The sequence below is a fragment of the Pseudomonas sp. 3HC3 genome (assembly GCF_044904505.1).
Taxonomy (GTDB): Bacteria; Pseudomonadota; Gammaproteobacteria; order Pseudomonadales; family Pseudomonadaceae; genus Aquipseudomonas; species Aquipseudomonas putida_Y.
Window position 1 is genome coordinate 37,295 of record NZ_JADDRH010000009.1, and the last position, 12,688, is coordinate 49,982.

Below are 12,688 nucleotides of genomic sequence, written 5' to 3' on the forward strand. Positions count from 1 at the left end.
ACGGACACCTTCAAGTCCCATCGGCCAGCCTCTGCCAAGTGAGTTTGAATCGATCTGAATACTTGCTTACCTGCCCCCAGGAAATTGGATTGGTGTCCAACTTCCTGGGGCAGTCCACTTTTGCGGGAGCGGGCCCGACAACAACTACGACGACAGGTACGAAGACCGGGTCAAGCCCAGGCGCAAGGCATCCAGATACTGGGTCCGCTCACGCGCAGTGATCTTGGCGCTGGCAACCTTGTCGCGGTAATGCGTCATCAACTCCTCCGGCGACAGGTGCACGTAGCGCAGCATGTCTTCGATGGTGTCGTGGGTTTCGATACCGGCGTGGTACACGCTGCCGTCGGCATTCTGGTAGATGTTCACCGAGTCGGTGTCACCGAACAGGTTGTGCATGTCACCCAGGATTTCCTGATAGGCACCCACCAGGAACACGCCCAGCAGGTAATCCTCGCCCTCCTTCACCGCATGCACCGGCATGCTGGTTTCGATACTTTGCTCGTCAACGTACTGGTTGATCTTGCCGTCGGAGTCGCAAGTCAGGTCCTGCAATACCGCACGCCGCATCGGCTCTTCGTCCAGGCGGTGCAACGGGATGATCGGCAGTACCTGGCCGATGGCCCAGGTGTCCGGCAGGCTCTGGAACACCGAGAAGTTGCAGATGTATTTGTCGGCCAGCTTGTCGTTCAGCTCGTCCAGCACCTGGCGGTGCGAGCGCTGGCGGGCTTTCAGCGAGTTATGCAGGCGACGGCACACGGCAAAATAGCACTGCTCGGCCAAGGCTTTCTCGCCCAGGCTGATCTTGCCGTCAGCGTACTGCGCGGCCACATCACCCATGTAGTGGGTGGCGCGCCAGTAGGTCTCGGTGACCATCTCGATGTCGGTCGGGCCAAGCAGGTCGGCCAGCCACTGCACGGTCTCGGGCAGGGCTTCCTTGTTCTCGATGGTGGGTACGTCGTCGTTATGCTTCTCGACGTCAGTGACCTGGATCACCAGCATGGCGTGGTGCGCGGTCAGCGAACGGCCACTCTCGGAGAAGATGTGCGGGTGCGGCAGGCCCTGCGCGTCGCAGAACTCCTTGAGCATGCCCACCACCACGCCGGCGTAGTCGTCCATGTCGTAGTTGATCGAGCTGGCATTGCGCGAGTGGGTGCCGTCGTAGTCCACACCCAGGCCGCCACCTACGTCGATGTGATCGACCGGCAGGCCCAGCGCACGCAGTTCGCCGTAGTAGCGGATGGCTTCCTTGAAGCCGTGCTGGTAGTCGGCCAGGTTGGCGATCTGCGAACCCATGTGGAAGTGCAGCAGGCGGATGCCCTGATCCAGGCCCGCATCGCGGAAGCGCTGCACCACCGAGAGCAGCTGGGCGGCGGACAAACCGAACTTGGACTTTTCGCCACCGGTGTCGGCCCACTTGCTCGAGGCCAGCGACGACAGGCGAACACGCAGGCCAACCTGCGGTTTCACCTTGAGCTCGGCGGCCTCTTCGATCACCAGAGCCACTTCCGACTCTTTCTCGATGACGATGAACACGTTGTGGCCGAGCTTCTGGCCCATCAGCGCCAGGCGAATGAACTCACGGTCCTTGTAGCCGTTGCAGACGATGGTGCCGCCCTTCGGCGCCAGCGCCAGCACTGCCAGCAACTCGGGTTTGGAGCCGGCTTCCAGGCCGATGGAAACGTTTTGCGTAGCGATGATGTTTTCCACCACCGCTTCCTGTTGGTTGACCTTGATCGGATACAGTGCGGTGTACTGGCTCTGGTACTCCAGGCGCGCGATGTTGGCGTCGAACGCACCCGTCAGCTGGCGTACGCGGTCCTGCAGAATGTCGGGGAAGCGCACCAGCAAGGGCAGCGAAAGGCCGCTCTGGCGCAGTTCGTCCACCTGCTCGTAGAGGTCGATCGGTGCGCTGTCGGGGCCGTTGGGGCGCACTTCGACGCGCCCGGCTTCATTGATGGCGAAATAACCAGCGCCCCAATGGCGGATGCCATAAACACTGCGGCTGTCGGCCACGGTCCATTGGCTACCATCGTCTTTGCGTGTGCGTCGTACGGACATTCAAGTCCCCTATAGATAAGTCGAAGACACTGCCCCGCAGGCAGCGGAGCGAGTGTAAAAGCTGAAAATGACGATTCATCCGTGCTCAGGCATAGACCCTGACCACGAGAACGAGTTTAGAAAGCGCTGGGCAAAAAATCGCGCGATGGCCTCAGCCGCCGGACTTTTTCGCCTTGAAACCCTGTTTGGTCAGCTCGCCGATCAACAGCTCGACATGGTCGCCCTGGATCTCGATAACCCCATCCTTCAAGGCGCCGCCGGTGCCGCAGCGGCGCTTGAGCGTGGTCGCCAGTTCTTTGAGCTGGTCGGGCGGCAGCGGCACGCCGGTGACGGTGGTCACGGTCTTGCCGCCACGGCCTTTGCTTTCGCGGCGCACGCGGGCAATACCGTCGCCTTCGGGGATGATTTGCTGCTTGCAAGTGCAGGCATCCACCGGCTGGCCACAGTCGGAGCAGTGCCGACCGGCGTCGGTGGAGTACACGAGACCGCCAAGGGCGGAAAAGGAAGAAGCTTTCTTGGCCACTTTTGTTCCTCGGTGCTGAGGACAAAAACTGGTCGTGCCTTGGGGTTGAGGCCGACCGCGAAGCCCCACTCTGGCAGGGGCGGCGCTACTGCTGCAAGAATTGCGGCAGCCCGAAAAGGGCGCGCAGTGTAACGATAAATACGCCGGTTGTGTAGGAGCGGGTTTACCCGCGAACAAGGGCAAAGCCCTTGCCCTGCGAAACGGGTGTCTGGGCCGGTATTTCGCGGGCAAACCCGAGCCTACAAAGTGGCCTTGTAGCGCTGCAACGCCGCCAACGAGTCCGGGCAATAAGGCTTGCTCAGGCTTTCCTGCTCAGCCTGTTCCAGACCGATGAAGCGCGCCTCGATCACCTCTTCCGGCTGCAACCGCAACGGCGCATCCGACACAGCCGAATACACCGCACACCACAAGCGGTTATCCGGCTGGTCAAAGTAGAACCGCTCGTGGAAGCGCAACTCGGCGCCTTCGATGCCCAGCTCTTCGGCCAGCTCGCGCGCTGCCGATTCGGCATACGCCTCCCCAGCCGTGACCATGCCGCCCGCCGCCACATCCCAATACCCTGGGTACAGCGCCTTGCTCAGCGTACGCCGATGTACACACAATTCACCGGCACTGTTGAACAGCAGAATGAACGTGCAGCGCCCGATCAGGCCACGCTCGCGCAGCTCGGCACGGGGCAAGGCGCCCAGTACCTGGTCGGTCTCGTCCACCCAGGTGACCAGCTCGCGGTCGGAAGCCGCCCGATGGGCGGCCTCGGCGGGGCTGATAGCCATCATCAACCCTGCGACAGCAGCTGACGCAGGTCGATAACCGCGGCGTTGGCCCGGGAAATGTAATTGGCCATGACCAACGAGTGGTTGGCCCACATACCGAAGCCACTGCCGTTGAGCACCATCGGGCTCCACAGCGGCTCTTGCGAGGCTTCCAGCTCACGGATGATCTGACGCACGCTGACCGTGGCATTCTTCTTCGCCAGCACGTCGGCGAAGTCCACCTCAATGGCACGCAGCAGATGCGACAACGCCCAGGCTTGGCCGCGGGCTTCGTAGAACACGTTGTCGATCTGCAGCCATGGGGTTTCCACCAGCTCCTCGTCCACCTGCGGCGCCTGGCCGGCAACGACCGACTCGGTCTTCAGCGTGGAGTTGAGCTTGACCCGGCCAACGCTGGCCGAGAGACGCTGCGACAGCGAGCCCAGACGGGTTGCCACGTCACCCAGCCAGTTGTTCAGGTTGTCGGCGCGGGTATAGAAGATCGCGCCCTTGTCGCCAGCAGCCAGACGGGTCTGGTAACGGGTCAGCGACTTGATGCCTTCTTCGAACTCCGACTCGCTCGACGGCAGGATCCAGCTCTTGTTGTCGAAGTTGAAGCGTGGCTCGGCCTTGGCCAGGTCGGCGTCTTCGGTGGACTGCGACTGCGAACGGGCGAAGTCTTTGCGCAGAGCACGGGACAGGTCGCGGACCTGGACCAGCACGCCATATTCCCAACTTGGCATGTTGTCCATCCACAGCCCTGGCGGGAAGCGGTCGTTGGAAATATAGCCGCCCGGCTTGTTCAGCAAAGTGTTGGCCACGGTCTTGAGGGTTTCGACGGTGGTATAGCCCACCACCATCTGCTGGCCAGCACGTTCGGCTGCGGCCTGGGCGTTTTGCTGCACAGGGAACAGAGCAGGCTCCTGGCTCCAGTACCAGCCCAGGCCGATACACACCAGCAGGTACAACCCGATCAGGGTCCCCAGGGCACGGCTCCAAAGGCCGCCAAGGTAGCTACGGGCGGCTGCGCTGCGCCCGTCGACACGCTCACGGGGCTCGGCTTTGGCCTCTCGGTTTTTCCAGTCCAGCATGGCTTTGTCCTTAATCAGTCACGACGGTTCAGGGGCTTTGACCACAGGCCTGCGCTAGGGTGCCACGGTAAGCCCGAATGCCAGCACTATAAAGCAGACACCACCGTACGCATAAGCGACCATTCAGTCAGCAACTGAATATTCGTTCTGCCCGCTTTGTTGACGCAGGGCACTCACGCACTTGAAAAGAGCTGCTAGCATAGAGCCATCATTGCCCCTGCACATCCCAACCTATAAGTAGCCAGGACATGAGCCAAGCAGTCGAGCCAAGCCCGCAGTGCCCCGTCCAACCGCTGACGCGTAACGGCCTGCGCAAGGATGACCCGCTCGACCAGCTGCTGCTGCCCGTGCGCAAACCGGTGTACATCCTGCTGCAGGACCACGAGCGTGCCCAGCGCCTGGCCCAGCAACTGGAATTCTTTGGCCTGGTGGTGCAAGCGTTGCCGAGCACCGCGGCGTTTCTCGCCTCGATCAGCGAGTACCCGCCTTCGGCCATCATCATGGACGTCGACTTCACCGGCGCCGGCCTGGGCTTGCTGCTGGCCGCCCAGGTGCAGCAGGGCCTGGCACGCTCCATTCCGTTGCTGTTCTTCAGCCATCACGAAGCCGACACCCCAACCCGCCTTGCCGCAGTACGCGCCGGTGGTCAGGACTTTCTCACCGGCAGCCTGGAAGCTTCCAGCTTGCTGGAAAAGGTCGAACTGCTGACCAACACCGCCCCGCACGACCCGTTGCGCGTGCTGATCATCGACGACTCGCGCACCCAGGCCCTGTACACCGAGCGTGTACTGGCCGGCGCCGGCATGCTCACCCGCAGCCTGACCGACCCGATCCGCACGATGGCAGAGCTTGCCGACTTCCAGCCCGACCTGATCATCCTTGACCTGTACATGCCGGCTTGCACCGGCCCGGAGCTGGCCAAGGTAATCCGCCACAGCGACCGTTATGTGAGTGTGCCGATCATCTACCTGTCTGCCGAGGACGACCTGGACAAGCAACTGGATGCCATGAGCGAAGGCGGTGATGACTTTTTGACCAAGCCGTTTCGCTCACGCCACCTGATCACTACCGTGCGCAACCGCGCCGCCCGCGCCCGCCATTTGAAGGCGCGCATGGTTCGCGACAGCCTGACCGGGCTGTACAACCACACTCATATCCTGCAGCTGCTGGAAGACTGCAGCTTCCGCGCCCGCCGTGAACAGCAGCCGTTGAGCTTTGCCATGCTCGACATCGACCACTTCAAGAAGATCAACGACCGCCATGGCCACCCCATGGGCGACCGAGTGATCAAGAGCCTTGCTCTATTCCTCAAGCAGCGCTTGCGCAAGACCGATTTCATTGGCCGCTACGGTGGCGAGGAATTCGCCATCGTCATGCCCAACACCGCGCTGGACGCCGCACACAAAGTGCTGGACGAAATTCGCCGGCGCTTTGCCGAAATTCTCTACCCGGCGCAGCCACGAGACTTGCAGTGCACCTTCAGCGCCGGCGTGGTGCAACTGGATGAGGGGCTGGATGCACTGACCATGGCCAGCGCAGCGGACGAGGCGCTGTACCGGGCCAAGCATGCGGGGCGTAATTGCGTCGTTCGTGTAGAGCCCTGAGATTCGCACTCACCGTGCCGGCCATACCAATAGAGGCACTGTGCCACTTTTTTCTGACTCCAAGCCCCCTGGCGTCATCACCCCGTCACAAAATCGCAATAACTTCAGGCGCCTACCTCTCCCCTGCGCAGGAAGTTCGTGGCTATGCGCCTGAAGTGGCTGACCAATTTCAACACCCTGTTGCTGGTGACCGTGTGTATCGCCTTGGGCGCCACCCTGTGGTGGTCGCAGCGCGCCCTCGAGCGCCCCTACCAGATGATGGAGCGCTATCTGGGCCTGTCCCAGCAGTTTCAGAACCAGGCGGCGCGCAATATCCAGGCCTACCTGGGCAGCGGCGACGCCCTGCGCCAGGCCGCCGCCATGGAGGCGAACCAGCAGTTGCAGGCCGCACTGGCGGACTGGCCCGTTGAGCTGGCCGAGAAGTTGCGCCCCAGCCTGGATAGCCTGCAGGCCTTCACCGCCAACGAACTGCTGGCCGCCGGCAAGCTGGCCGGCGACCCGCAAGCCCTGTTGCTGCAAGCCGAACGGGAGCTAGGGGCGAACTTCGAGCAAATGGCCAGCTACGCCCGCGACAGTGGCAACGCCGAGGCCAATCGCTACTTGCTGCCCTTGCTCGACGCCACCGTGCACCTGAGCCGGCTGTCGTTGGCTCGCGACAAGCTGGTCAGCAGCGGCCGCCCGGAGCTGGCCGATGAGGTGGAGCGCGAGCTACAACTGATCCGCGCCCAGGCCCAGACAATCGACGGCCTGCCACTGCTCGGCGTAACCCGCACGGCCGAATCCGGTGCAGACGACTTCGCTGCGATGATGGGCCTGGAATCCCAGGCCAGCGCCCAACAGGAAGACATTGCCGTGGGCCTTAAGCGTGAATTGCAAAGCCTGCTCAATCGCTACCCGGCCGAACTGCAACGCACCCGCGAACAGATCGAGCGCCGCGCCGAGCTGGCCACCAGCACCGGCCAGCGCCTGGAAGCAGTACAACAGGCCATCGCCGCGCTGGAGCCCGAAGTACGCGGCCAGCATGCAAAAATTGCTGCCGAGGTGCGCATCATCCAAGGCCTGATGATCGGCCTGATCCTGCTGATCGCCCTTCTGATCGACGCACTGCAACGGCGCCTGGCACGCACCCTGACCGGCCTGGCCCCGGCCCTGTCACGCTGGGCCGAGGGCGACTTCGCCCAGGCCATCGCCCTAGGCAAGACCAACCGCGAACTGCACGACATCCAGGCGTCGCTCAACCGCCTGCGTCAGTACCTGGTGGAGCTGGTAGGCACCATTCGCCATAACGCCGAGCAGGTGGCCGGCAGCAGCCACGCCCTGGCCGGCATGAGCGCCGCGCTGCACGGCGGCGCCGAGCGCCAGGCCGGCGATACCGGGCAGATCCGCGATGCCTTGGGCGAACTGGAAGCGACCATTCAACAAGTGGCCGGCGATGCCAGCGCAGCCGCCGAGGCCAGTCGCGATGCCGGGCGTGCCGTGGAACAAGGCCAGGCGGTAATTGGCCAGAGCCTGTCGGGCTTGCGGGAACTGGTCGATGAAGTGCAAGGCAACGCCCGAATGATCGAGCAACTGGCGGAAGAGTCGGCAACCATTGGCGGGGTGCTGACGGTGATCCGCTCGATTGCCGAGCAGACCAACCTGCTGGCACTGAACGCCGCGATCGAAGCGGCCCGTGCCGGCGAGATGGGCCGTGGCTTTGCCGTGGTTGCCGATGAGGTGCGCTCACTGGCCCAGCGCACCACGGGCGCTACCGGCGAGATTCAGGCATTGATCGACCGCTTGCAGCAGGCGGCCAGAAGTTCGGTGGCGGGGATGCGCGCGCAACTGGAACACGCCGAGGCCACGGCCGGTCAAGCCCAGGCGGCGGATGGGGCACTGGATGAGATTGTCTGTGCCATTCGTACCATTTCCGATACGGCGGTGCGGATTGCCGATGTCACGGCGCAGCAGAGTGGCGCAGTGAGCGAGATTCGTGACCATAGCGAGCGGATTCACGAATTGGGTGAAGACAACCTGCAGCGCATTGGCGAGGGGCGTGAGCAAGGCGAACAGTTGCTGAGCCTGGGCGGTGAGCTGAACCGGGCGGTGCGAGCGTTCAGGGTCTGAGTCAGCGGGGTGGTGGCCAGGACAGGTGTAGCAGTTGGGTGGTGTTCGACGGGACATGTGCTGCGCCTGGGAGATCGAGCGCCGCCCGCGCGGTGCTTCGCGGGTAAAACCGCTCCTACGTTTGTTTCGGGCCAATTATTCCTGCGCATCCGTTATCATGCCGAGCAAGTTCCACCTCGCGAGTCCGCCATGCGCCGCCTGTTTTTCATGCTGTTCCTGCTGCTGGCCAGCCCTGCCTTCGCCGCAGGCCTGCTCGACAACCGCCCCAGCGCCACCCTCGGCGCCGCTTCGCTGGCCAACAACGCCGACTTCCTGCCGGTACACGAGGCCTTCAAGCTCAACCTTGTCCAGGCCGATGCGCAAACCATCAAGCTGCGCTTCGTCGCCACCGATGGCTACTACCTCTACCGGCACCGCTTCCAGTTCCACACGGAACCGGCCGATATCACCCTGGGCACGCCGAACATCCCCAAGGGTGAGCCCAAGCACGATGAATTTTTCGGCGACGTCGAGGTTTACCACGGCGTGCTCGATATCGAGTTGCCACGCAAAGACCCACGCGCCTTCACCCTGCTGGTGGGCTACCAGGGTTGCGCCGACAAGGGCTTGTGCTACCCACCGGAAACCGCACGCCTGAGTATCGATGGCGAAGGCGTTGCAAACGCACCGGCCACCCGCGAACACGGCTGGAACTGGAAGTCGCTACTGCTGTTCTTCCTCGCCGGGGTCGGCCTGACCTTCACCCCCTGTGTCCTGCCGATGTTGCCGATCCTCTCCGGTGTGGTGCTGCGCGGCCAGGTTGGCGGCGTGCGCGGCCTGGCGCTGTCGCTGGCCTACGTGCTGCCAATGGCGGCCAGCTTCGCGGTACTCGGTGCACTGATGGGCCTGTTCGGTGCAAGCCTGAACCTGCAGGCGCGCCTGCAGTCGGCCTGGGTGCTGGTTCCCTTCGCGCTGTTCTTCGTGGTGTTCGCCCTGGCCATGTTCGGCCTCTTCGAGCTGAAGCTGCCCCAGGCCCTGAGTAACCGCCTGAACAACGTCGCCAACCACACCCGGGGCGGCTCGCTGCTGGGCGCAGCAGTGCTCGGTGTGCTCTCCAGCTTGCTGGTTTCTCCGTGTGTATCGGCGCCCTTGGCCGGTGCCTTGCTCTATATCAGTGCCAGTGGCGATGCCCTGGGTGGTGCGCTCAAGCTGTTCGCCCTGGGTTTGGGCATGGGGGCGCCGTTGCTGCTGGTGGCCACCGGGGGCGCGGCCTGGTTGCCCAAAAGCGGCCCATGGATGAACACGGTGAAAAACGCCATCGGCGTACTGTTGCTGGGGCTGGCCATCGGCTTGCTCAGCCGTGTACTGCCAGGCCCTGTGACCTTGCTGCTGGTCGGTTTCCTTGCTGCGGGTGTGGCTCTGTTCCTCGGCGCCCTGGAATTCGTCGTCAAGACGACGCCCCAGCGCCTGGCGCAACTGCTCGGTCTGGCCTTGCTGGTGTACGCGCTGGCTTGCTGGTACGGCGCCCTCACTGGCCAGGGCGACCCACTGCGCCCACTGCCGGTTGCGTCACTGGCCGCCAGCGGCGGTCTGCCGGCAGCAAAAGCCGATGCCTGGCAGACCATCACCACACCTGATGCCATGGACGCAGCCCTGGCGCAAGCCAAGGCCGCCGGCCAGCCAGTGCTGCTGGACTGGTACGCCGACTGGTGCATCAGTTGCAAGGTGATCGAGCATGAGGTGCTCAATGCACCGCAGGTGCAAACACAGCTGTCCGGCTTCAAACTGCTGCGTTTCGACATCACCGAAAGTAATGCCGAGCAACGCAAGCTGCTCGACCGCTACCAGCTGTTCGGCCCACCCGCCCTGCTGTTTTTTGCTGCGAACGGCAGCGAAATTACCGCTGATCGGGTGATTGGCGAGATAAATGCCGGTGAATTTGCGCAGATTCTGACGCGCGTACGCGGCAAAGTCGGTCTATAACTTCCCGCGAGCCGGGAAAAATCCTGAAATGAATGACCGGATTTAATTATCCGGTCACATACTTCGCGCGAACCTCGGACATCGTGCTGGCTATTGCCGGGAACTGGACACTTGCCGTTGCTTTACGGCACACTCGCCGCGCTGTGTCGAATTGCCCTACAAATCCAAGGAATCCGCAGATGGCAACGCTACTGGTGCTCCACGGCCCCAACCTCAACCTGCTCGGTACTCGCGAGCCAGGCCACTATGGCGCCGTGACCCTGGCTCAGATCAACCAGGACCTGGAGCAACGTGCCCGCGCCGCAGGCCACCATCTGCAGTACCTGCAGAGCAATGCCGAATACGAACTGATCGACCGCATTCACGCCGCACGCAACGAGGGTGTGGACTTCATCCTGATCAATCCGGCTGCTTTCACCCACACAAGCGTCGCATTACGTGACGCATTGCTTGCGGTGAGCATCCCATTCATCGAAGTGCACCTGTCCAACGTGCACAAACGCGAACCGTTCCGTCACCACTCCTACTTTTCCGATGTTGCCGTAGGGGTGATCTGCGGTCTGGGCGCCAGCGGTTATCGCCTGGCCCTGGAGTCCGCACTGGAACAACTGGCTGCCAACGCACAGCCCAAATGATGAAAACCCTGGCCTAAGTGGCCGGGGTTCGAGAGAAACGTTTCAGATACGTTTTTTGTATTTCGCCCCCTGACCGAACCTTTGGGAGTTGATGATTAATGGATATCCGTAAAGTCAAGAAACTGATCGAGCTGCTGGAAGAGTCTGGCATCGACGAACTGGAGATCAAGGAAGGCGAAGAGTCGGTCCGTATCAGCCGTCACAGCAAGACTCCAGCAGCCCAGCAGTTCTACGCACCGGCGCCTATGGCTGCCGCCCCTGCCGCTGCCCCGGTTGCCGCTGCTGCCCCAGCCGCCGAAGCCGCTGCTGCTGCCCCGGCCCTGAAAGGCACTGTGATCCGTTCGCCAATGGTAGGTACCTTCTACCGCAAGCCTTCGCCGACCTCGCCTAACTTCGCTGAAGTTGGCCAGTCCGTGAAGAAAGGCGACACCCTGTGCATCGTCGAAGCCATGAAGATGATGAACCACATCGAAGCCGATATTGGCGGTGTCATCGACGCCATCCTGGTAGAAGACGGCCAGCCGGTTGAGTTCGACCAGCCGCTGTTCACCGTCGTTTGAATCGCGGAGAGCCAACGATGTCTGGGAAGCTCGAAAAAGTCCTGATCGCCAACCGCGGGGAAATTGCCCTGCGGATCCTGCGTGCCTGCAAAGAGCTGGGTATCAAGACCGTCGCCGTGCACTCCACTGCCGACCGTGAACTGATGCATCTGGGCCTGGCAGACGAGTCGGTCTGCATCGGCCCTGCATCGTCCAAGGATTCCTACCTGCATATCCCGGCGATCATCGCTGCCGCCGAAGTGACTGGCGCCACTGCGATTCACCCGGGTTACGGCTTCCTGGCAGAAAACGCCGACTTCGCCGAACAGGTGGAAAAATCCGGTTTCGCCTTCATCGGCCCGAAAGCCGACACCATTCGCCTGATGGGCGACAAGGTTTCGGCCAAGGACGCGATGATCAAGTCGGGCGTACCGACCGTACCGGGCTCCGATGGCCCACTGCCAGAAGACGAAGAAGTTGCCCTGGCGATTGCCCGTGACGTCGGCTACCCGGTGATCATCAAGGCCGCCGGTGGCGGTGGTGGTCGCGGCATGCGCGTGGTGCACAAGGAAGAGGACCTGATTTCCTCGGCCAAGCTCACCCGTACCGAAGCCGGTGCAGCCTTTGGTAACCCGATGGTTTACCTGGAGAAGTTCCTGACCAACCCACGCCACGTGGAAGTACAGGTACTGTCCGACGGCCAGGGCAACGCCATTCACCTGGGCGACCGCGACTGCTCGCTGCAGCGCCGTCACCAGAAAGTACTGGAAGAAGCACCAGCCCCGGGCATCGATGAGAAAGCCCGCCAGGAAGTGTTCAAGCGCTGCGTCGATGCGTGCATCGAGATCGGCTACCGTGGTGCGGGTACTTTCGAGTTCCTGTACGAAAACGGCCGCTTCTACTTCATCGAGATGAACACCCGCGTGCAGGTTGAGCACCCGGTATCGGAGATGGTCACTGGCATCGACATCGTCAAGGAGATGCTGAGCATCGCCGCTGGCAACAAACTGTCGTTCCGCCAGGAAGACGTGGTGATCCGTGGCCACTCGCTGGAGTGCCGGATCAACGCCGAAGACCCGAAGAAGTTCATCCCGAGCCCAGGCAAGGTGAAGCACTTCCACGCCCCAGGCGGCAACGGCGTACGCGTCGATTCGCACCTGTACAGCGGTTATTCGGTTCCGCCGAACTACGACTCGCTGATCGGCAAGCTGATCACCTACGGCAAGGACCGCGACGAAGCCATGGCGCGCATGCGCAATGCCCTGGACGAGATCGTCGTCGACGGCATCAAGACCAACATCCCGCTGCACCGCGACCTGGTGCGTGATGAAGGCTTCTGCAAAGGCGGCGTCAACATTCACTACCTCGAGCACAAACTGGCCAACCAGGAGTGATCGTGTAGTGTGATGTACCAGAAC

The 12,688-nt window shown here is 62.5% G+C and carries 10 protein-coding genes; 6 read left to right on the plus strand and 4 right to left on the minus strand.

The window, feature by feature from the left end:
* Positions 1–144: 144 nt before the first annotated feature.
* The 4 genes from speA to INQ47_RS14465 form a co-directional block, all read right to left on the minus strand.
* A complete protein-coding gene (gene speA / locus INQ47_RS14450) occupies positions 145–2,058 on the minus strand; it encodes an arginine decarboxylase (RefSeq protein WP_252461236.1) in 1,914 nt (637 codons plus the stop codon).
* 151 nt (positions 2,059–2,209) lie between these two features.
* Complete coding sequence (locus INQ47_RS14455; RefSeq protein ID WP_252461237.1) at positions 2,210–2,581, minus strand: translation initiation factor Sui1; 372 nt, start codon at positions 2,579–2,581, stop codon at positions 2,210–2,212.
* A gap of 239 nt (positions 2,582–2,820) precedes the next feature.
* A complete protein-coding gene (locus tag INQ47_RS14460; protein WP_176684387.1) occupies positions 2,821–3,354 on the minus strand; it encodes an NUDIX hydrolase in 534 nt (177 codons plus the stop codon).
* 2 nt (positions 3,355–3,356) lie between these two features.
* Positions 3,357–4,424, minus strand: coding sequence for a DUF2333 family protein (locus INQ47_RS14465; protein ID WP_252461238.1), 1,068 nt, complete (start codon positions 4,422–4,424; stop codon positions 3,357–3,359).
* 248 nt (positions 4,425–4,672) lie between these two features.
* Between INQ47_RS14465 and INQ47_RS14470 the strand changes: the two genes are divergently transcribed.
* From INQ47_RS14470 to accC, 6 genes are all read left to right on the plus strand, one after another.
* Positions 4,673–6,028, plus strand: coding sequence for a diguanylate cyclase (locus tag INQ47_RS14470; RefSeq protein WP_367251155.1), 1,356 nt, complete (start codon positions 4,673–4,675; stop codon positions 6,026–6,028).
* Between the two features lie 552 nt (positions 6,029–6,580).
* Positions 6,581–8,134: a methyl-accepting chemotaxis protein gene (locus tag INQ47_RS14475; RefSeq protein ID WP_404702008.1), complete on the plus strand. Its 1,554-nt coding sequence runs from the start codon at positions 6,581–6,583 to the stop codon at positions 8,132–8,134.
* A 189-nt stretch (positions 8,135–8,323) separates the two neighbouring features.
* Positions 8,324–10,096 carry a protein-disulfide reductase DsbD gene (locus INQ47_RS14480; protein WP_404701968.1) on the plus strand — a complete coding sequence of 591 codons (1,773 nt, stop codon included), beginning with the start codon at positions 8,324–8,326 and terminating at the stop codon, positions 10,094–10,096.
* 179 nt (positions 10,097–10,275) lie between these two features.
* Positions 10,276–10,731 (plus strand): type II 3-dehydroquinate dehydratase, encoded by a 456-nt coding sequence (gene aroQ / locus INQ47_RS14485; protein ID WP_003255330.1) that lies wholly within the window; start codon positions 10,276–10,278, stop codon positions 10,729–10,731.
* A 98-nt stretch (positions 10,732–10,829) separates the two neighbouring features.
* On the plus strand, positions 10,830–11,291 hold the full coding sequence (gene accB / locus INQ47_RS14490; RefSeq protein WP_176684382.1) for an acetyl-CoA carboxylase biotin carboxyl carrier protein: 462 nt from the start codon (positions 10,830–10,832) through the stop codon (positions 11,289–11,291).
* Between the two features lie 17 nt (positions 11,292–11,308).
* Positions 11,309–12,664: an acetyl-CoA carboxylase biotin carboxylase subunit gene (accC, locus tag INQ47_RS14495; protein ID WP_003255333.1), complete on the plus strand. Its 1,356-nt coding sequence runs from the start codon at positions 11,309–11,311 to the stop codon at positions 12,662–12,664.
* Positions 12,665–12,688: the final 24 nt, after the last annotated feature.

Excerpts from the sequence above, each read along its gene's own strand:
- speA (WP_252461236.1), bottom strand. The coding sequence starts at position 2,058 with ATGTCCGTACGACGCACACGCAAAGACGATGGTAGCCAATGGACCGTG.
- INQ47_RS14460 (WP_176684387.1), bottom strand. The coding sequence starts at position 3,354 with ATGGCTATCAGCCCCGCCGAGGCCGCCCATCGGGCGGCTTCCGACCGC.
- INQ47_RS14465 (WP_252461238.1), bottom strand. The coding sequence starts at position 4,424 with ATGCTGGACTGGAAAAACCGAGAGGCCAAAGCCGAGCCCCGTGAGCGT.
- INQ47_RS14470 (WP_367251155.1), top strand. The coding sequence starts at position 4,673 with ATGAGCCAAGCAGTCGAGCCAAGCCCGCAGTGCCCCGTCCAACCGCTG.
- INQ47_RS14475 (WP_404702008.1), top strand. The coding sequence starts at position 6,581 with ATGGCCAGCTACGCCCGCGACAGTGGCAACGCCGAGGCCAATCGCTAC.
- INQ47_RS14480 (WP_404701968.1), top strand. The coding sequence starts at position 8,324 with ATGCGCCGCCTGTTTTTCATGCTGTTCCTGCTGCTGGCCAGCCCTGCC.
- aroQ (WP_003255330.1), top strand. The coding sequence starts at position 10,276 with ATGGCAACGCTACTGGTGCTCCACGGCCCCAACCTCAACCTGCTCGGT.
- accB (WP_176684382.1), top strand. The coding sequence starts at position 10,830 with ATGGATATCCGTAAAGTCAAGAAACTGATCGAGCTGCTGGAAGAGTCT.
- accC (WP_003255333.1), top strand. The coding sequence starts at position 11,309 with ATGTCTGGGAAGCTCGAAAAAGTCCTGATCGCCAACCGCGGGGAAATT.